Source organism: Rickettsia endosymbiont of Seladonia tumulorum, from assembly GCF_964030815.1.
GTDB lineage: Bacteria > Pseudomonadota > Alphaproteobacteria > Rickettsiales > Rickettsiaceae > Rickettsia.
In genome coordinates, this window is the sequence record NZ_OZ034963.1 from 1,073,836 (window position 1) to 1,094,443 (window position 20,608).

A 20,608-nucleotide genomic window follows, 5' to 3' on the forward strand; every position below is an offset into this window, starting at 1 on the left:
GGATTTAAACTTATATTTAACAAATTATGAGTCATAAATAATGAAAAAACTATCAATTGTACTTTTATCCGTTAGTATACTTTCTAGTATAGCTTTTGCAGATAACTCAGACAGAGTAGTTGCTACTTACACAGGTGGTGAAGTAAGGGAATCACAGATAATGAAAGAATTCAAACCACAACTTAATCTTCCTTCAGGTGAAACTATCAAAAATTTTGACGATTTTCCACCACAGGATCAAGATAAATTGATACGAATTTATGTTAATAATATTTTATTAAAGAAAGAAGTTGAGAAGTCAAACATCACCTCTTCTAAAGAATTCCAAGAAAAGCTTGAAAATGCAAAAAATCAATTAGCTCAAAAAGAATTATTAGAAAATTATGTAAAATCTAATCTTACTGATAAGATGTTTGATGAGGAATATAATAAATATGTAACTAGCTTAAAAGGTAAAGAACAAATAAAAGTTGCTCATATTTTAGTTAAATCTGAAAAAGAAGCTAATGATTTAAAAAATAAATTAAACAAAGGTGCAGATTTTGCTAAACTTGCAGGAGAATCTTCTCTTGATAAAGCTTCAGCTACAAATGGTGGTGTAATCGGTTACATTTTATTAAATCAACCAGGGCAGTTAGTACCTGAGTTTGAAAACAAAGCCTTTGCTTTAAAAGTAAACGAAGTTTCAACACCAGTGAAAACTGACTATGGTTGGCATATCATTAAGGTTCTTGAGAAAAAACCTGTACCTATCCCAACTAAAGAAGAAGCTAAAATGACTATCGATAATGTATTAGCAGCAGAAATACTAAAAAAATATATTAGCGATTTAGAAGCTAAAGCTGATTTAAAAATTATGTTACCTCCAGCTGCAAATAACGAAGCCAAAAAGTAATTATATGTCATCCCGTGGCTTGTCCACGGGATCCAGAAAATAATAAAAAATTTTTAATTTCCTCGCAATGATGCAGTCTAATTTCAAAATAATATATCTTTTAAGTTAAGCAACTATTGACAATCCGGCAAAAAAAAATTATATTCTACAAAATCTAATTTAAGTTAAAAAATTATTAAGCTATGTCTAAAGCAAAAACTGCTTCTAAAAACAACCCAACCGCTAGGGAATCAGCTAAAGTACATTTTTATAAAGGCGAAGAGATTATACCATCAAAATATATTCCTCAACAAGGTTCTTCTTTTTTAGCTGCCGAAATTAAATCTTCTGGAGATTTGGTATTAGGAAATAATGGGCAAGTGCTACCTTGGAACTTAGTCAAAAATTTAGCTTAGTTTGATTTAATTACTTACAAATATAACAATTCCACTTCAGTAACTTATATAATAAGTCACATATTGGGGGCATAGCTCAGGGGTAGAGCATCTGCTTTGCACGCAGAGGGTCAAGGGTTCGATTCCCTTTGCCTCCACCATTCATCATTTTTTATTATTTCAACAAACACATCGAACGGCGAACACAAGCTATAATCAAGCTTTTCATGTTTTAGCGTTAGGTTAGCAAATACTAAATCTATCAATATTACAATGTGCCGCTGACGACATTGCCCGCGTGGATCATTTTCTCCTGTCATCCCGTGATTTATTCACGGGATCCAGTTAAAAATATTAAAATTATTAGTATTAAAAGTTGTTTTTTTGAATCCCGTGAATAAATCACGGGAGGCATTGCCCGCATGGATCGAATAGCACCCTCGATGTCATCCCGTGGCTTGACCTATAATACCGGACAGTTATTATTATTATAAGTATGTTAAATGGATCCAAGTCATCATTGCGAGGAGCGTAGCGACGTGGCAATCTCATGAGGAAAAACTCCTGAGATTGCTTCGTCAAAACTTATAGTTTTTCCTCGCAATAACGGGGTCTTTTTAATAACTGTCCGGTACTATTGATTTATGAACTAGAGTCAGTTAAAAATACTAATAAATTAGTATTTTTTATTATTTTCTGGATCTAGTTCCCAAACCACGGTAGGCGTTGTTGCGTGGATGTCAAATCGTCATTGCGAGGAGCGTAGCGACGTGGCAATCTCATGAGGGAAAACTCCTGAGATTGCTTCGTCAAAACTTACAGTTTTTCCTCGCAATGACGAGAAAAACTGATCCACGCAACAACGCCTAACCGAGGCGAATACTCAAACGCCGCCGATGAGCTGCTAAGGTGGGTAAAAGCTAAAGGCGGTGTGAAGCTGCAAGGCTTGGTGAAACGTCGACAAATGGAGCGGTCATTGTTTTTGAGCGAAGCAACTACAGAAACGGTTATTATTAGCTCTGCCTAAAATACTTTCTATATTTACATCTTAATAAAAATTCTTAAATATTCTGTTATAATTGTAAGTGGTAATTGTTACTAGTTATTAAAACTTTCTATTATTTCCCTTTATTCCTTACTAATACCTATATTTTCCTAGTTACTCTAAGTTATTAATTTGTATCTTTAGTTAAATTTCTATTGCATTCTTAAATCTTTTTATCTAGATTCTTCCCATAGCTCATTTTTAACAAAATATTAAAAATTATAGAATTTGATAAGGATATAAGTATGTTTAAAGGACAGTTTCAAACTCCACAAGAAGTATCAGCAGCAAAAACCTCACATGAAAAGTTAATAGAATTTCTAGAAAAAAGAGGATTTAAAGCAAAAAGCAGATAACTTAAGAAATCATGGTACTATGCTTAATCTTCATAAGAACCAAATAGACGATTCTGGAGCAAAAGAATTAGCTGCTGCCCTTAAAGCTAATAACCATTTAACTATGCTGTTCCTTGGAGGAAACAAAATAGGCAACACTGGAGCAAAGTTCATCGCTGAAGCACTTAAAGGTAATAACTCTTTAACTGAACTTTATTTTTCAAATAACAATATAAGCAATAGCGGGGCAAAGTTTATCGCTGAAGCACTTAAAGATAATGACTCTCTAACTCATCTTGACCTTTCAGGAAACAATATAAGTAAGACAATATTAGAAACAATTAATGAATATTTACAAAGAAATAAAACTATAGCAGAGAAAAAAGCACAGAACTTAAATACAGAAAAGGAGGTAGAAAAGAAATATGAGGAACAGCAAAAACAAATACTTTCAAAAAATAACGAACTTGCTGAAACAGTAAATAAATTTTTTCATGATCCTACCTCTGTCAGTCTTTGTTATCAAATAATAACAGATGATTTTGCTAAATTGGTTGCAGATAAATTAAAAGTTATCAAGACAATTACCGCTATCGATTTTATGGGCAGCACTATAAGTGACCAAAGTATAAAAATTATTACTGAAGCTCTAAAAGCAAGTACACAACTAAAGAAACTTGATTTTAGCGGGTGTGATTTAGGTAATCAAAAAATATCAGTATTAGCCGAAGTTTTACAACTTAAGACTCTTACGCATCTTTGCCTTAATGCGAATTATATAGGGACTGTAGGAATAAACGCAATTATTGAAGCTTTAAAAGAAAGTACTACTATTATGCGTATAGATTTAGAACAAAATAATATGGATCAACAAAGTCAAATTATAATTGAGAAATATTTACAGAGAAATAAGAATTTATTGGAAGAACATAGTAATTTTCAAAAGTTAGTAGATAAGTTAAATGATAAAATAGCTAATAATGCTAACATAAAAGATAAATCTATAATAGAAGATACTATAAAATACATAATACAAAAAACTCCTCTCCTTATTAGGACAATCGACCGAGACCAAATAATAACTGATATACACAAGCTTTTAAATAATAAGTTTACAACGTCAAAATTTATGGGCATAAAAGAAGAGCTTGAGGAATTAATAGAACAACAAAATATAAATGATGATACTAATGTCCTTGGAGCAGATAGTATGTTTGGCTGAAAAACGGACAAGGACAATTTGTCCCCTTAAATTCATCCTGCTTGTAAATTTTGTTGCATAAAAAAAGCTTCATTTATATACTGTTTTTTATCCGTGGTGGTTAGCAAATCGTACTACTTGCCTCCACCACACTAAAGTTTATTTACTTTAATCTGTTCTTTCTTAACAAATAAATGATAATTTTTCTAAATCTTTAATACAAATCTCATGAAATTATCCGATTTTGACTTTGACTTACCTTTAGAGCTAATCGCTCAAAACCCAGTAAGCAAACGTGATGAGTCAAATTTATTAATTGCTTCTACACAGCAATATGTCAAGACCAAATTTTACAATATTATTGATTATTTAAAAGAAGGGGATCTATTAGTTTTTAATAACAGTAAAGTGATCAAAGCCAAGTTAAATTTAGACAAAAACATCACCATAAACTTAAATCAAAAACTTAAGGATATAGTGACGAACGACGATCTAGGCAAACTTAAATCAATCGACTATTGGTCAGCTTTTGCAAAACCTGCACGTAAGCTAAAGATAGGCGATGAGTTTTATTTTGATGATCATAAAATAATTATCACCGAAAAGCTCGAAATGGGTGAGATTAAAATTAAATTTGAACTTGCTAATATTTCGGTGTTTGAGTTTTTAGATAAATATGGCGAAATGCCATTACCACTTTATATTAAGAGACCATTTCAAAAATCGCTAGCTCAACGTCATTGCGAGGAAAGACACAGTCCTGACACGGCAATCTCGTTACAAAATCCTGAGATTGCCACGGCGTCCCAAAGGATGCCTCGCAATGACAATAAACTCGACGATGAACGTTATCAAACAGTTTATAGCAATATTCAAGGTTCGGTTGCTGCACCAACGGCAGGCTTACATTTCACAAACGATATAATAAATAAGCTTAAAGAAAAAGGGGTGCAAGTGGCGTTTGTAACTCTACATGTCGGAGCAGGAACTTTTATGCCAGTTAAAACCGAGAATATTAACGAGCATAAAATGCATACGGAATATTGCTCTATTACTCCTGAAACCGCTGCAATTATAAATAAGGCTAAACAAGAAAAAAGACGTATTATAGCAGTCGGCACTACAAGCCTTAGAACTCTTGAAAGCTCTGCTATAAATGGCAATTTAAATTCTGGCGAGTTTGAAACCGATATCTTTATAACTCCAGGATTTAAATTTCAAATAGTCGACATGTTGCTTACTAATTTTCATTTCCCAAAATCTACTTTATTTATGCTAGTTTGTGCTTTTGCTGGCTTTAAAGAAATGCACGAACTATATAAATACGCCATAAAAGAACAAATGCGTTTTTTTAGCTACGGCGATGCAACACTTTTGTACAGAAAAGTATAAATTTAAATATATCCTAAAAACTTCTTGATTAGAATTTGGATGAAGTAAAAGAATATCACAGCAGCACAGCAGATCATGATACTTATTTGCATAAGCTGCGGAAGCTGTTTTGCTATATTTGAGGTTTCAGTCGAAGAAGGTTTGTAAATAAATCCTAATATTTTGATAAGATACAGGCTTGAGAATATACTACTAATTATTATAACAGCCATCACGATAAACTGATTCTGTTCGGCTGCTGCCAATAAAATTGAGAATTTACTTATGAAGCCGCTTAATATCGGAATACCGATTAGTGATAATGACGATATTAATATCATAAAAGAAATCAATGGGAATTCTTTTGAAGTACCTGCTAAATCCTGCACTTGATTGGCTTTCTTTAGGCTATAAATACTCCCCATACTATAAAATAAACAAATCTTTGTAAAAGAATGCGATACTAAATGTAGAGTTGCAACGGCTAAGGACTTAGGCGTTAGCATAAAAGCACTAAGCAATGCTATACTTAATTGATTCATAGTGGAATAAGCAAGTATTTTCTTAATATTATCCGTTCCAAAAGCTTTAAATGTACTATAAAAAATGCTGACTATCGGAATAAAAATCAGCCAGTTAAATGCTTCAAATATTTCTTGTAAGTATGATAAGCCAAATATATATACTAAAATTTTATAAATACAAAATAAGCCGGTTTTTACTACTATCACTGCATGCAGTAAACTACTGACAGGATAATGTGCAACCATTGCTGCGGGAAGCCATGTATGTACTGGAAAAATCGCTGTCTTTGCAATACCGAAAATAAACATTAGCAATAAAAGAATAGACTGATTTTTAGAAAAATGCTCTAGCATTAGCCCTTTACTTCCGAAATCCCCATTACCGATTTTAGCATAAATGATTATAATAGCCGGCAAAAATAACATAATTCCGGTGATCATCAAAATTTTTAAATATTTATATAATCCCGTAAGCACTATGTTATTTTTAGTATGCCCTATTAAAAAAGCCGTAGAAATTGTTAAAAGCTCATAACAAATAAACATCGTAAATAAATTGCTAGATAGGGCAATTAAAACGCCGATAAGAATAGTTAGATTAAAGAAGAATAAAAACCTTGAAGAGTTTTCTATATTATTAATAGCAAGATATTTCGGAGTATAAAGCAGCGAGCAAATCCATAAAAAGCTAATCAAACTTAAGAAGATCAGCCCTAAAGGTTCGAGATGAAAACCTATAAAATAATTACCGAATATATGGAACTTAAACCCTGCTCTTACGCCTTTTAAAAATATCCAATCAATAATTAGAATATTACTAAAGAAAAAAATCCCGATAGCAATAAGTAAAAAATTACGTGTAAAACTATCTTCTTTAGTCACAAACGGACTAGTTAAATTCAGCATACCAACTAGTAAAGTTGATAGAATCAAAAGATTCGGAGTGGTAAATTGTGCTAGCATGTTATTATGTTTTTATTAGTTATCAACACCATTGCGAGGAGTGGCAAAGCCACGACGCAGCAATCTCAGGATTTTATTGTGTCATCTAGTTAGCTTTTTCGGCGTTGTTACGTACCTCGAAAAGCATCCTCAGTGTCATCCCGTGGCGGCATTGCCTGCGTGGATCGGTTTTTCCGTCTAAGCTAAGGAAATTACGAAGTAATTGACGAAGCAATCCAGCTAAAAAATGCTAATTTATAGTATTTTTTATTATTTTTTCTAGATTGCCACGCTCATTTCATTCGCGTAGCTCAGACGACTTTCGATCCACGCAACAATGTCTCCCGCGGCTTGACCACGGGATGACACCGAAGATACCTCTCGGCTTATACAAGTAATAACATCAAAAGCTTTTTCTTTTCTTAAGTTGATTCTTGCTTTTGCAAAAATAAAAGTTTCACCATTTTATAGTGATAGAATAATGATCCTACCGAGCTTAGTAAAATTATTATAAAATCTAATAATAGATTTTGCTTTAAAAATAATTCTAGAATACTTACCTTAACAAAAAATAATGGGCTAATTGGCAAGCCGCTGCTACAAATTACAGCTATTATTACTAAAACTTGGTTCGGTTTTTTCGAATATGCTTCTTTATAAGCAGCAATTAGAAAAAGAGCTATTTTATTTATGCTATCTATAATCAATAAGCATGGCAAAATTTTCATACCGCTATCGGTAACATATAACAAAAATACATAGCCTATTTGAGTAATACACGAATATACTATAATTTTCTTAAAACTCTCAGACTTATAAGCAAAATACGGGACTATAATAAGCGTCAATAAAGCAATAGGTCTTATAAAATTGTTAATTGCTAGTTTAATCGTTTCATAATTTATAATGAGATAGGTAAATTTATATATTATATATACACCTATTATAGTCGAAATTTCTGCCAAATATACTAGAATCACTGAAGCGGTGCTGCTATAAGCTCTCATCATCCAAAAATGCATAGGGAAAAAAGCAGTTTTTAAAATAACCCCTATTAAGAAAAATCCTATAGATAAAGTTACAATATTTGAATTAGAATATTTTTGTAAAAATCCAGCTACATCCAACATATTTAAACTACCTGTAATGCTTAGCAGAAAGCCTATGGCTATAAGAATTAAAGTTGCCCCAATACTACCCATTATTAAATAATCAAGAGCACCTATTAAGGATTTATGGTTACCACCGCTAGCTATCAGAACGTAGCTACTAAGTGCTGAAATCTCTATAAATACATATAAATTAAAGAAATCATTAGTACTAACCATTCCTAAATAACCCATATGAGCAAACAGTAATATGGCGTAAAATAAAGTTCTTCTACTAATGTTAATATATTTTAGGATAGTTTGGTTAGTGATATTGTAGCAAAAAATTAGAAAGAATAATAAAACCGAATTAAGGTAAATAATAATAGCTTGATTCAAAGAGTTTAAATAATACTCAATCCCGATAGAGGAAGCCCATCCTCCCATCACATAAGAAATTTCAGTATTTTTTACAATAAAATACCCGTAAATACTAATTATAAAACTTGTTAAAACACAGCAGATAGTAATGATTCGAGTTAATAAAATAAAACGAAAAAATATTGTCGCAAGTAATGCCCCTGCAAATGGGAATAAAATCTGTAAGATTGGGAAATGGTTGGCTAGGATCATGGGTTTTTATTCAAATCGGTGTCATCCTGTGGCTTGTCCACGGTAGTAAGTAAAAACAACTTTTGATACTAATAATTTTAGTACTTTAAGCTGGATCCCGCGATCAAGTCGCGGGATGACAGGTGGTTACAAATAACATACTAGAAATATATCTATTTATCAAAACTAATTTCGTTTTCTGATATTGTACCAAAGTGTTTATAAATTTGATATATGAAACTTAGAGCTACGCTAAGTGTTGCAAAACCCACTACTATAGCTGTTAGCATCAATACATGAGGCAACGGGCTGGTGTAGGTAGTGACGCTTTCTTGCATAATAGGTACAATACCTGTTTTAACTTTACCCAAAGCTAAATAAAAAACTAATACTGAACTTTGAAAAACCCCAAGACCTATAATTTTATGAATATAATTATGACTTGTAAGCATTATAAATAAACCCGAAGTCAGTAATATTAAAGCAAAAAAATATATTAAATGGGACATATGTATATAGTTAAGTGAAGGATAATACGAAGATCAACTTGAAAAAGAGCAAGGAGACTGTAAGCCGAGGTGCGGAGCGTATACTTAATACGTGAGCAGCCGAGGACTTACAAAGACGACGCAGCCAATTTTTCAAGTTCATCGAGTATCAGTATGCTCTAAAAGATTCATTGAATATACAAGTAATCTTTTTACCTTTACGCACAGCAAGTTTTGGGAATACTTGTTCAAGAATAACTAAATTAGGGTTATCTGGAGCGAGACGATAATTTACTAAAGACTCACGCATTGAATCATCTACAGCAAAAATACCAGGAATTTCAGAATTTTTATCTCTAAATTGTAGATAGGTGAATTCGCCATCGTCAAAAATTTTGATAGGAGCTATTTCTTCACTACCGCTAATATAATAGTTAAAGTTATATTTTTCTGGATGATTAAGATCAGGGCTTGCCGAAGAGGCAATATAAGTTTGCATGTGACCACCAGCATTATCATTGTCATCATCTGGATAAAGAAATTTTACGTTAAAAACCATTTCTGGATCACGCATATCAAGAGTCTCAGCAGCGTATAGTTCAAAGAAATATGTTCGTTTATTAGTAATTAAAGTCATATTAGTAGTGGCATCCTGTTCCATCGGTTTAATAAAAATCCTATGACCTGCAGGTACTATTTGCCAAGAAGTAGTATCACCCATAGAGATACTCACTATTTCTTCATCTCTTGCAAGTTCTATACTTGCTTGATAGCCGTAATATCCTGTAAATTTAAAAACATCATCAGGGTTATAAACCATAACTCTTAAACGAGAATCTTGCCCCAAAGGTCTTGACTCTCTAATAGCAAATATATTTAATGTAAAAAATATTATTGTAAAAAATATTATTAATCGCTTCATATTATTTCTGGTTTTTATCTTTTAATAATTTTAGCTTATAACTGGTAACAGTAAAATTAAATGGAGCATTAGGCGGAAGATTTGCACCGATAGAATCCATTATATAACCTATTTTTGCTTCCCATAACATATTTTCTAAAACTTCCCCTGCACTATTTTTAGCTAATGACTCAAAAGTAACAGCTACTTCATTATTATTTATATTTTGAATTGATGTTATATTAATTGAACGCCTATATAATTTTTGATATCGCATAACCGGTGATAGCGGGTTATCAATATTCATAAAATTAGCAAATTGCATATAAACAATACTTGTAGAACTATTTTTAATAAAAACAAATTGTTGTTTTAATAAATCATAATTATATTCCTCTCGCTGTAGTACGTAATTTTTGAGCATAATATTAGCAACAGAACCATAAGGGTCACGCAATGCAGATTCTTTAGTGTTAGTAATAGTAGCTTGTTTTTCGGTACCAGATTTTATCAAGTAACTTATTTTTTCTTTTATAGGTAATAATACATCAATATTTATACAAATAATAGTAAGTAATAACGTAAATGTTGCACATGCTAAAAGTAAAAGAGACCTACTACTTAACGGCACTACATATTTAAAGCTGTACCATTTTCTTGCATCACTAAAATATTCGCCGGATTTAACATATTCTTGTACGGCACTAAGTACTGGATCCATAATTATTTAGTAATTGATGAGTATTTTTATCCCCATAACCTTAGCATAATTATTTTAATATAATTATCATTTGTTAATTTAAGATTATTTAAGTTATAAAATAACTTTATATTGTTGCTACAATACCAAAATACTACTTAATTTTAAAATTAAAATAAATAATTTATAAATTTAAATTATACAATAATAATTATTGATGGTAATAATATTGTATCAATATTATTGTTATATAACACTGTTTACAATCTTTTTAATATTTTTTTACACTTAAAATAAATTTTTGTAAAAAATGCTTGTGAACAATTATATACTAAGCTAATTTAAACAAGTAATAAAATAAACCACTATTATATATTTAAGATGTTAAAATTATTCAAGTTTGGGGTATTATTAATTATGCTTTCACAATTATTATCATGTACACCCTCAGCACCTTACGAAATTAAAAGCCCGTGTGTTGCAGCTGAAATTAATGATGAAGCAGAGTTAAGTATGAATCCTTGTGTAAGAAGACCGGTTAATTCTATAATAGATATAGCATAAATATATCAATGACACTTATTTCGCTAGTAACCGTTTAATATAACAATAGAAGTATGTTAGATAATATATTCGGCTTCTTTAAATCAAGTGATAAAGCACAAAATGATGCAAAGAGCGAGCAAAACCAAGCAAATCCGCTAAAGATAACTCAAAATTGGTATGAAGAACGTGCTGATAAGCTGATTGTTCAACGTAACTTATTAATAATATTACTAATAATATTATCAATTTTTATGGTAATATCTACTTTAGTAATAGCTTTTGTGGTAAAATCTAAACAAATTGATCCTTTTGTCATTCAGCTTGATGATACTACCGGTCGTGCATCAGTAGTAGAACCTATTTCATCACCAGTGCTTACTGCAGATGAATCTCTTACAAGATATTTTATAAAAAAATATATAAATGCAAGAGAAACATATAATTTTGTTGATTTCACTACCTTGGCACGCACTACTATAAGATTACTTTCAACGAGTAATGTTTTTTATGGTCATCTTGGGTATATAAGAGATAAAAACAACGATCCAAGTTTAAAGTATCAGGAAAATAATACGACTTATTTAGTAGTAAAGTCATGGTCAAAAATTGCCTCAGACAAATATATAGTTAGATTTTCCGTAAATGAAGCAACAGGAAATCAAACAGTTTATAATAAAATAGCAGTAGTAAGTTATGCTTACGTACCAATGCAATTAACAGATTCAGAACTTGATATAAATCCTGTAGGATTTCAAGTTAACGGATATAGGGTAGACGATGATAATAGTTAGATTTTGTTTTTTAATTTTTATATATTTAAGTGGCTTAATAGCTAATGCTGACTGCCCACTTTTAGAAAATGATCCATGTAGTAATATCAGTAATAATTATTTGGATGATTTATCTATAACTAGGGATAATAGGATACAAACATATATATATAATCCTAATGAAGTTTATTTATTAACACTGCATTTCGGTTTTCAAGCACATATAGAATTTGCTAAAAATGAAGAAGTTCAAAATATCATCCTTGGAGACGCCTATGCGTGGAAACTAACTCCTATTGGTAATCGTTTATTTATAAAACCTCTTGAAAAATATATTCGTACTAACATGACTATCATAACTAACAAAAGAACATATGAATTTGATATTTCTTCTGTTGAGTTAATGGAAGGTCATGAGAAAGAGTTAGTATATGTAATTAAATTTGACTATTCTAAGAATAGAACAAGCAATAATTACATGGCAAGATACTAGTATAGTTTACGTCATTGCGAGCGACTGCAAGGAGTGCGGCAATCTCATAAAGCAAACTCCTGAGATTGCCACTTAATAACAACAAACTATAATATAATTTAAATATGGCCGAAGAGCAAAACAATAACAGTTCTTTATCAGGAGCGGATACACCTGAAGTTCAAAAAGAATTATCAAAAGTTTCAGTGAGTTTTAATAAAAGTATCGCTATCGTAGTTGTAATTTGCGGTATTCTTATATATATTTTTTATTCTCTTTTCTTTGCTCCTAAAAAAGAAGAAATTCAAAACACTAATATACCTAGCAATATTGTTAAACCTGTTGAAGATAATTCAGATAACGTACCTGAAATACCTAAATTACCGGATCCACCAAAGCTTGAGACACCGACACCACCTCCACCTACCCCTCCGGTAGTGGAAGTACCACCAGTTTTACCTCCAACTACCCCAGTAGAAACGGATAAGTCAAAAACACTTCCAGCTCCGCCTATTTCGTTACCTTCAACAAACGGACCTTTAGTTGAAAGTGATGAGGAAAAGAAGCGTAAACAAGCAAAAAGAACATCATCTATTGTGCTAGTTAGCGGCGTAGAACCTAAGAAGACAGCTGAACAAGTTGCTGCGGATGCAGTATTTAAAGATCGTGGTGACATGTCTTTAATCTTAGGGCGTGGTAAATTAATTGAGGCAGTACTTGAAACAGCTATAAATAGCGATCTTGGTGGCGAAATAAGAGCTATTATTAGTAGAGATGTATATTCTGAGAAAGATAAAATAATATTAATACCGAAAGGATCGAAAGTATTTGGTAAATATGCAACTTCAACTTCAGCAGATAGCTATGGCAGAGTTTCTGTAATATGGGATAGAATAGACTTAACTAATGGCTATACTATAGCATTTGATTCGCCTGCAGTTGATAATTTAGGAAGACCAGGGGTACAAGGAAGAGTAGATAATAAATATAAGGAGCAGTTTGCTAACTCAGTATTACAGTCTGCTTTCAATATAGGAATTGCCAAGGTTCTCGATAAATTAGTACCTCCGCCTATAAACTCACAAGCTGCTGCTACTAATAGTGCTATTGCTACTCAGTTATTAAATACTGCTCAAACAATTTCCCAAAATACTAGTTTGGATCTAAATACAAGAATAGTTACAATTTGTACAAATGTTTTAGCTGCTATTACTGATAAAACATCTACTGCCTATACTACAATGACACAAGCCTGTACAACTGCCCAAGATGCTTCTTCGGCAAATACACCTGAACAGAGGCTAGCTACATTAGTACAAGCGGTTAATACAGCTGCTTCAAGCTTGCTTACTAGTACTTCTATAGCATCAAATCCAACTCAGGCACAACAAGCTTCTACGCAAGCTTTTACAGATATTACTAATACTGTACAAAATATGATAACTCAGCAGCAATTTAAACCTACTACAACGATTAATCAAGGTACTCCGATTAAGATATACGTTAATAAGGATTATAAATTCCCTGCTACTGTTTTAACAAAATCAAAGGTAGTAAAATGAGTGATGCATTCGCTGCCTTAGAAACCTTTTTATTACCGTTTAAAGAATTATTTGCTGAAGATGGTATTAACGAGATTATGGTTAATAAACCTGGAGAAGCATGGGTTGAGAAGAAAGGAGATATATATTCTAAACAATTACCAGAGCTTGACGCGGAACATTTACTTTCGCTTGGACGTTTAGTTGCTCAATCTACTGAACAAATGATTTCAGAAGAAAAACCTTTACTTTCAGCCACACTTCCAAATGGTTATCGTATTCAAATAGTATTTCCACCTGCTTGTGAAATAGGGCAAATCATTTATTCTATAAGAAAGCCAAGCGGTATGAATCTAACTCTAGATGAATACGCTAAAATGGGAGCTTTTGATGAAACCGCAACAGAAAGTTTAGTAGATCAAGATGAAATAATTCTAAACGGATATTTAGCTGAAAAAAAGATAAAAGAATTCATTAAACACGCAGTTATTTCAAAGAAAAATATTATAATTAGCGGCGGTACTTCAACAGGTAAAACTACTTTCACTAATGCAGCACTTACTGAAATACCTCAATTGGAAAGATTAATTACAGTAGAAGATGCTCGTGAGGTTGTATTATCTAGTCACCCTAATAGAGTTCATTTGCTTGCTTCTAAAGGTGGACAAGGACGAGCAAACGTTACTACTCAAGATCTAATAGAAGCGTGTTTGCGTTTAAGACCTGATAGAATTATAGTTGGTGAGCTTCGAGGTAAAGAAGCTTTTAGTTTCTTGCGAGCTATTAATACTGGTCACCCAGGTTCTATATCTACACTTCACGCTGATAGTCCTGCTATGGCAATTGAACAACTAAAATTGATGGTTATGCAAGCTGATCTTGGTATGCCACCTGAAGAAGTAAAAAAATATATTTTAACAGTTGTAGATATTGTAGTACAATTAAAACGTGGCAGCGGCGGTAAAAGATATGTATCGGAAGTATATTATAAAAAGAATAAAAACGCCGAAGGAATGGTGTAGTGAGAGCGTCATTGCGAGGAGATGCATAGCATCGACGCGGCAATCTCATAAAACAGTACAATACTCCTGAGATTGCCACGCTCCTTTTAGTCGCTCGCAATGACATAAAAAATAAAAATCAAGGATTACTAAATGGAATGGCATAACATACTCAAAGTCACTAGAAATATATTCGGTCATGCTATAATTCATCCGGTTGTTATTTTTAGTACCTTATGGATAAGTGGTGCATTTGTTGCAATCTTTACCAATGAAATTGGGACTCTTGGAGTAGATGTAACTGCTATAAATATTGCTTATAAATGGGCTTATTGGCTTGTTAGCGTTTGGGGACAATTAAAAATCTCTGATTATAACTATTTAAAATTAAAGCTACTTGCTTCACTTCTTGGTCCTGCTCTTGTCGTTATAATATTTTACATTAAGAACTTTGAGAGAATCAAATCGCTACAATTTTTTGAGCAACCCGAAAAAGTCTATGGTGATGCCAGATGGGCAAGTCCTGCAGATGTTGAATCGGCTGGTCTTAGAGCTAAAAAAGGTATGCTAATCGGAGTTGATAGTGGTGGTTATTTTGTTGCTGATGGATTCCAGCACGCCTTATTATTTGCTCCTACCGGTTCTGGTAAAGGTGTGGGCTTTGTTATACCTAACCTATTATTTTGGTCTGATTCAGTAGTTGTTCATGACATAAAACTTGAAAACCATGGCTTAACGAGCGGTTGGCGTGAGAAACAAGGTCAGAAAGTCTTTGTATGGGAACCATCTAACCCAGATGGTATTACTCACTGCTATAATCCGATTGACTGGGTTAGTACTAAGCCTGGACAAATGGTTGATGACGTACAAAAAATTTCAAACCTTATTATGCCTGAAAAGGATTTCTGGAATAATGAAGCACGAAGCTTATTCTTGGGCGTAACTTTATATTTAATAGCCGATCCTGTTAAAACCAAATCCTTTGGTGAAGTGGTGCGTACCATGAGAAGTGATGACGTAGTCTATAATCTAGCGGTCGTGCTTGATACTTTGGGCGGGATAATTCACCCTGTTGCATATATGAATATTGCAGCTTTCCTACAAAAAGCCGATAAAGAGCGTTCAGGTGTTATATCAACCATGAACTCATCACTTGAGTTATGGGCAAACCCATTAATTGACTCTGCTACTGCTTCTTCTGACTTTAACGTGCAAGAATTCAAGAAAATAAAAACAACTGTATATGTAGGTCTTACTCCTGATAATATACAACGTTTGCAGAAATTAATGCAGGTATTTTATCAGCAAGCTACAGAGTTTTTAAGCCGAAAAATGCCTGATTTAAAAGAAGAACCTTATGGCGTGATGTTCTTACTTGATGAGTTCCCAACACTTGGTAAGATGGATACGTTCAAAGCAGGTATTGCTTATTTCAGGGGTTATAGAGTTCGTTTATTCTTAATTATTCAAGATACACAGCAGCTAAAAGGAACATATGAAGATGCGGGTATGAACTCTTTCTTATCTAACTCAACATATCGTATTACCTTTGCTGCTAATAACTATGAAACCGCAAATTTAATATCACAATTAGTAGGTAATAAAACTGTAGAACAAAGATCATTCAGCAAACCTATATTTTTTGATCTTAATATTTCTACTAGAACACAAAATGTTTCTCAAGTTCAAAGGGCTTTACTTTTACCTCAAGAAGTAATACAGTTACCAAGAAACGAGCAGATTGTTTTAATAGAGTCTTTTCCTCCGATAAAATCTCGTAAGATTAAATATTTTGAGGATAAGTTTTTTACCAGTAGATTATTACCGCCGACTTTTGTACCTACTCAAGTACCTTTTGATCCGCGAGCAAATAATAACGAAACTTCTAATAAGACAGAAGAGGCTGCTGTTGCTCCAGAAAACAGTGAGTAATATATACCCAAATGATTTGAGTATAATTCTACTCTTAAAAGAAAAGAAGTATATACGAAGATGCGTTCAGCTATTATTGATATCGGTTCAAATGCTTTAAGAGCTGTAGTTTATGAAACCGATGAGCTTGGAGCTCCTGAAATTTTTAATTATAAATTCAAAAATTACCTAACCAATCTACTCAATTTAGATAATTTAGATATAAAACATCAAACATATTTATCTCTACAATATCTCACTCATATTTTTACTAAGCTTTCTGTTACTAATATCAGATGCGTTGCAACAGCTATACTCAGGGGACACCCAAAAGCAGAAGAATTTAAAGCAATAATCGAAAAGAAATTCAATATTGAAGTTGAGATTATCTCAGGTGAACGTGAAGCTTATTTAACCGCTGCCGGTTTAATTTCAGGAATTAGCGATGCTTCAGGTATTGTAGCTGATCTTGGTGGCGGCAGTTTAGAGCTTGCACAAATTGCAGATAAAAAAGTTGGTAAATTAAAATCGCTACCGCTTGGCACGCGGATTATTGCTAATAATAATTTTGATAATCTTGGGCTTATTACTGAATTAATTGAAAAAGAATTTGGTCTTGAGCATTATCCTAATCTATATTTAATCGGTGGTGCATTACGTTTAATGAGCCGAATATATATGGAGTCTATTAATTACCCTCTTAAAAATTTACATAACTTTGAAATAAGCCGTGTAGAATTTGAGTTATATTTGGAAAAATTATCACAAATCGATAAGTTAAAGCTTAGCTATTATGAACAAAAAGCGATTAATTATAACGCTGTTTTAGTAATAAAGGCGATGATTAAAGTATTTTCTCCAGAAAAAATTATCATCTCAAATTATGGCTTAAAAGAAGGGGTGAGGTTTGATTCACTACCGGATAATGAAAAAGAAAAAGATATTATTTATGAGCGAGTTAAGAGATTAGTAAAATTTGATAGAAATATATGTAAAATCGATCAATATATTGAAGCTGTAAAATATCTTCTCATTAATCCAGATGATACTACTCTAATAACAGTCGAGCTAGCTATAATGCTTGCTCAGTATAACAAAAATATCGATAAAACACTTAGAGCTAATTTCGTTTCAGAATTTATTCTGTCTTCAGATATTCCCTTTAGCCATAGACAGCGTCTAATGCTCGGTATTGCACTAACTGTTACTTATACTGCTAAAACTGATATGAATATTAATAAGATAGCTAAAAAAATGATCAGTAAAAGCGATTATTATAACAGCCATATTATCGGTTATTATATAAAGATTGCTAGAGAAATCGATGGACCAGAATTTCAAGAACCCTCTTTCTCTATCAAGCTAAAAGATGACGAATTTTTACAAATCAATACTTCTATTCTTCCTAAACAAGTCTTCGAAAAAGTCCATGAACGCTTAAAAGATATAAGAAGTGCTAGGAAAAATATCAACCAAAGCTTTAGTGATTAATATACTCATACTGTCGTCCCGTGGGGGCATTGCCCGCGTGGATCGATTTTTCCTCTGTCATCCCGCGACTTGATCGCGGGATCCAGCTTAAGGTACTAAAATTATTAGTATCGAAAGTTGTTTTTACTTACTACCGTGGACAAGCAACTAGATGACATAATATAATTTACATACATTACATAAAATAGTATAATACATAAAGTATGATAATTTTATTAGGATATAGATATGGCACAGATTGTTAGAGCAACAGAAGTTGTACGTTCATTTTCCGATATTATTAACCGTGTTTATTATAAAGGCGAAAGCTTTGATATTCAAAAAGGTAATAATATTGTGGCAAGGATTACTCCTGCTCATCCAATTGATAAACCTAAAAAAACTTTGAAAGAGCTTTTTGAACATGCACCTATATTAGATGCCGATGATATTGATGATTATATAAAAGATGTTAATGAAATAAGAAAAAGTACAAGACAAAATATCAAAAAATAATTTTATGTCATCGTTGCAAAAGCATATAGGTGCCAACTTAAGTATCAGTGTCATCCCGTGGCTTGGGAACTAGATCCAGAATAAAGCGAGATAAATCGAGCTTTTATATTTGTATTTTTTACTGGATCCCGTGGACAAGCCACGGGATGACACCAACGATGCTTTTTAATCTATGTACGCAAACCTAACACAAGAATGACATAGGAATCATACAAAATGACATCAGCACTTAAAGATTAAAATGTTTCAAAACACTAAACTATCATTTTTTCTTGCTAATTTTGAGCTAGTGTTCGACTTTAGCACGCAAAACCAATTAATAGCGGTAGCATTTTTATTAATCACCGCTATTGCAAATTTATATGCGATTTCTCAAAATAGAAAACTTGAAAGTTTAATTGGTAGTTTATATTGCCTTTCATCTCTCATTTGCTTATTTTCAGGCGATTTTATCTCTATGATAATTTCGTTAGAATTTATGACAATTTTTGCCTGCATAATTATTTTTATAGGAAGTCGTAGTGTAAAACATACTAGGCAATATTTCCTAACCCATTTATTTAGCAGCGGATTAATTCTAGTTGGCATGAGCTTGTTAATTGATAAAACAGCTAATGTAGCTTTTACTCCATTAACAACAGCAATATATAATTCTGAATTATCGGCAATATTAATACTTGCAGGCTGCTTAATAAATGCCTCAATTATTTTCTTCAATGGGTGGGTAGTTAATTGTTATCCTAAAGCTTCAAGTAGCGGTATGATTTACCTACTTAGCTTCACTACTAAAATTGCATTAATCACCATATTTAAATTATTTAGCGGTCTTGAGACACTTAAGTTTTTCGGTCTAGCTATGATAATCTATGGTTTAATATTTGCTTTAATAGAAAAAAACCTCAGAAGGCTAATATGTTACCTCACCGTTTCACAGCTTGGTTTTATTTTAACGGCCATAGGGATAAACTCTCCTAGAATATTATATCTTATTCCGATTTTTATATTCATGCATATATTATATAACGGGGTATTTGCTTTATATTTTGCTATTATAGAAGATTCAAACAACATTAAAAATTATCGAGACCTTAAAACTACTAAATATAATCCTATTTTATTAATTGGATTTGTACTTACCATATTAATATATGGCTCTATACTTCCTATTAATTCTTCTTATATAAAATTAGAACTAGCAAATGCTTTAAACGAAAACTACATTATGATTTTCTTTAAAATAGCAACCTGCACTATATTATTTGGCTTGGTTTTTGAGGGGGTATTAGCATTATTGCAAGTGAGTAATAAAGAGGTAACACGTCATTGCGAGCGACTACAAGGAGCGTGGCAATCTCATTTTATTATCCTGAGATTGCTTCGTCAAAACTTACAGTTTTTCCTCGCAATGACGCCAGTTTATTTACTATACCTCTCTTCCTGCCTTATCACTCTAGTAATATGCACATTTTACCCTGTTCAAATTTCTGGTGTAAGTAATAGCTTATCAATTATCTTAATTGCACTATTCTTAGCTTTGCTACTCCGCTCATCACCACGTATTTTAACAAAAAATATTAACCTTGATTTATACCGCTATATACAAAAAATTATTTACTTCTGTATCACCAAATATAAAGAAGCAAAAAGTGATGAAATAGAGGAAGATGAATATTTCAATTTTAAAGCTTTCTGGCAAGATACTTTAAGTAAAATATCTGCTTGGCATAATGGTCAAACTGCTATATTTATTATAGTATTGATATTAATTAGCTTGATTTTAGTACTGTAGTCGTCATTGCGAGCGACTGCAAAGGAGCGTGGCAATCTCAGGAAATAATAACGAGATTGCTTCGTCGAAACTTACAGTTTCTTCTCGCAATGACGAAAAAACCAATCCATAACAAA

General features: G+C 32.3%; 19 protein-coding genes, 1 tRNA gene and 2 pseudogenes. 17 read left to right on the forward strand and 5 right to left on the reverse strand.

Translation table 11 applies throughout. The annotated features are described in order from the left end of the window. The first annotated feature begins 40 nt into the window (after positions 1 to 40). The 7 genes and pseudogenes from AAHF54_RS05280 to queA all read left to right on the forward strand — a co-directional run bounded on the left by AAHF54_RS05280 (position 41) and on the right by queA (position 5,242). Positions 41 to 895, forward strand: a complete 855-nt coding sequence (locus tag AAHF54_RS05280; protein WP_342169901.1) for a peptidylprolyl isomerase — start codon at positions 41 to 43, stop codon at positions 893 to 895. 182 nt (positions 896 to 1,077) lie between these two features. Continuing rightward, positions 1,078 to 1,290: a hypothetical protein gene (locus AAHF54_RS05285; protein ID WP_011477565.1), complete on the forward strand. Its 213-nt coding sequence runs from the start codon at positions 1,078 to 1,080 to the stop codon at positions 1,288 to 1,290. A gap of 65 nt (positions 1,291 to 1,355) precedes the next feature. Next, a tRNA-Ala gene (locus AAHF54_RS05290) sits at positions 1,356 to 1,430 on the forward strand. 564 nt (positions 1,431 to 1,994) lie between these two features. After that, positions 1,995 to 2,121: pseudogene (locus tag AAHF54_RS07480) on the forward strand (polysaccharide polymerase); the annotation flags it as partial. 49 nt (positions 2,122 to 2,170) lie between these two features. Then, positions 2,171 to 2,296 (forward strand): lysozyme, encoded by a 126-nt coding sequence (locus AAHF54_RS07485; protein ID WP_410525918.1) that lies wholly within the window; start codon positions 2,171 to 2,173, stop codon positions 2,294 to 2,296. 393 nt (positions 2,297 to 2,689) lie between these two features. Further along, on the forward strand, positions 2,690 to 3,871 hold the full coding sequence (locus AAHF54_RS05295) for a ribonuclease inhibitor (RefSeq protein WP_342169902.1): 1,182 nt from the start codon (positions 2,690 to 2,692) through the stop codon (positions 3,869 to 3,871). A 207-nt stretch (positions 3,872 to 4,078) separates the two neighbouring features. Continuing rightward, a complete protein-coding gene (gene queA, locus AAHF54_RS05300; RefSeq protein ID WP_342169903.1) occupies positions 4,079 to 5,242 on the forward strand; it encodes a tRNA preQ1(34) S-adenosylmethionine ribosyltransferase-isomerase QueA in 1,164 nt (387 codons plus the stop codon). Positions 5,243 to 5,244: 2 nt separating this feature from the next. Here the strand turns inward: queA and AAHF54_RS05305 are convergent, their stop codons facing one another. The 3 genes from AAHF54_RS05305 to AAHF54_RS05315 all read right to left on the reverse strand — a co-directional run bounded on the left by AAHF54_RS05305 (position 5,245) and on the right by AAHF54_RS05315 (position 8,896). Then, the gene (locus tag AAHF54_RS05305) at positions 5,245 to 6,708 is read right to left on the reverse strand and encodes a proton-conducting transporter membrane subunit (RefSeq protein ID WP_341788256.1); all 1,464 of its coding nucleotides are present in this window, start codon (positions 6,706 to 6,708) and stop codon (positions 5,245 to 5,247) included. 401 nt (positions 6,709 to 7,109) lie between these two features. Further along, positions 7,110 to 8,408: a proton-conducting transporter membrane subunit gene (locus AAHF54_RS05310; RefSeq protein WP_341788257.1), complete on the reverse strand. Its 1,299-nt coding sequence runs from the start codon at positions 8,406 to 8,408 to the stop codon at positions 7,110 to 7,112. A gap of 152 nt (positions 8,409 to 8,560) precedes the next feature. Then, positions 8,561 to 8,896, reverse strand: coding sequence for a Na+/H+ antiporter subunit C (locus AAHF54_RS05315; protein ID WP_341788258.1), 336 nt, complete (start codon positions 8,894 to 8,896; stop codon positions 8,561 to 8,563). Positions 8,897 to 8,934: 38 nt separating this feature from the next. Here AAHF54_RS05315 and AAHF54_RS07490 point away from each other — a divergent pair. Next, positions 8,935 to 9,058 (forward strand): annotated as a pseudogene (locus AAHF54_RS07490) (palindromic element RPE5 domain-containing protein). Here AAHF54_RS07490 and virB9 read toward each other — a convergent pair. Next, entirely contained in the window at positions 9,045 to 9,797 is a 753-nt protein-coding gene (gene virB9 / locus AAHF54_RS05325) for a P-type conjugative transfer protein VirB9 (RefSeq protein WP_342169904.1), read from the reverse strand. The pseudogene AAHF54_RS07490 and the gene virB9 sit on opposite strands and share 14 nt — an antisense overlap. 1 nt (position 9,798) lies before the next feature. Further along, positions 9,799 to 10,497 (reverse strand): VirB8/TrbF family protein, encoded by a 699-nt coding sequence (locus AAHF54_RS05330; RefSeq protein ID WP_342169905.1) that lies wholly within the window; start codon positions 10,495 to 10,497, stop codon positions 9,799 to 9,801. Positions 10,498 to 10,857: 360 nt separating this feature from the next. Here AAHF54_RS05330 and AAHF54_RS05335 point away from each other — a divergent pair, with 360 nt between their 5' ends. From AAHF54_RS05335 to AAHF54_RS05375, 9 genes are all read left to right on the forward strand, one after another. After that, positions 10,858 to 11,040 (forward strand): DUF2706 domain-containing protein, encoded by a 183-nt coding sequence (locus AAHF54_RS05335; RefSeq protein ID WP_016948043.1) that lies wholly within the window; start codon positions 10,858 to 10,860, stop codon positions 11,038 to 11,040. A 53-nt stretch (positions 11,041 to 11,093) separates the two neighbouring features. Beyond that, on the forward strand, positions 11,094 to 11,813 hold the full coding sequence (locus tag AAHF54_RS05340) for a virB8 family protein (RefSeq protein ID WP_341788261.1): 720 nt from the start codon (positions 11,094 to 11,096) through the stop codon (positions 11,811 to 11,813). After that, positions 11,800 to 12,285, forward strand: coding sequence for a TrbG/VirB9 family P-type conjugative transfer protein (locus AAHF54_RS05345; protein WP_011477674.1), 486 nt, complete (start codon positions 11,800 to 11,802; stop codon positions 12,283 to 12,285). The genes AAHF54_RS05340 and AAHF54_RS05345 overlap by 14 nt, the downstream gene beginning before the upstream one ends. A gap of 104 nt (positions 12,286 to 12,389) precedes the next feature. Next, positions 12,390 to 13,826, forward strand: coding sequence for a TrbI/VirB10 family protein (locus AAHF54_RS05350; RefSeq protein WP_342169906.1), 1,437 nt, complete (start codon positions 12,390 to 12,392; stop codon positions 13,824 to 13,826). Continuing rightward, positions 13,823 to 14,827: a P-type DNA transfer ATPase VirB11 gene (virB11, locus tag AAHF54_RS05355; RefSeq protein WP_012151688.1), complete on the forward strand. Its 1,005-nt coding sequence runs from the start codon at positions 13,823 to 13,825 to the stop codon at positions 14,825 to 14,827. Before AAHF54_RS05350 ends, virB11 begins: the two co-directional genes overlap by 4 nt. 132 nt (positions 14,828 to 14,959) lie before the next feature. After that, entirely contained in the window at positions 14,960 to 16,738 is a 1,779-nt protein-coding gene (locus AAHF54_RS05360) for a type IV secretory system conjugative DNA transfer family protein (RefSeq protein WP_341788264.1), read from the forward strand. Positions 16,739 to 16,798: 60 nt separating this feature from the next. Continuing rightward, on the forward strand, positions 16,799 to 18,208 hold the full coding sequence (locus AAHF54_RS05365; RefSeq protein ID WP_341788265.1) for a Ppx/GppA phosphatase family protein: 1,410 nt from the start codon (positions 16,799 to 16,801) through the stop codon (positions 18,206 to 18,208). A gap of 228 nt (positions 18,209 to 18,436) precedes the next feature. Next, a complete protein-coding gene (locus AAHF54_RS05370) occupies positions 18,437 to 18,703 on the forward strand; it encodes an antitoxin (RefSeq protein ID WP_341788266.1) in 267 nt (88 codons plus the stop codon). 241 nt (positions 18,704 to 18,944) lie between these two features. Continuing rightward, complete coding sequence (locus AAHF54_RS05375; RefSeq protein ID WP_342169907.1) at positions 18,945 to 20,492, forward strand: proton-conducting transporter membrane subunit; 1,548 nt, start codon at positions 18,945 to 18,947, stop codon at positions 20,490 to 20,492. The last annotated feature ends 116 nt before the right edge of the window (positions 20,493 to 20,608 follow it).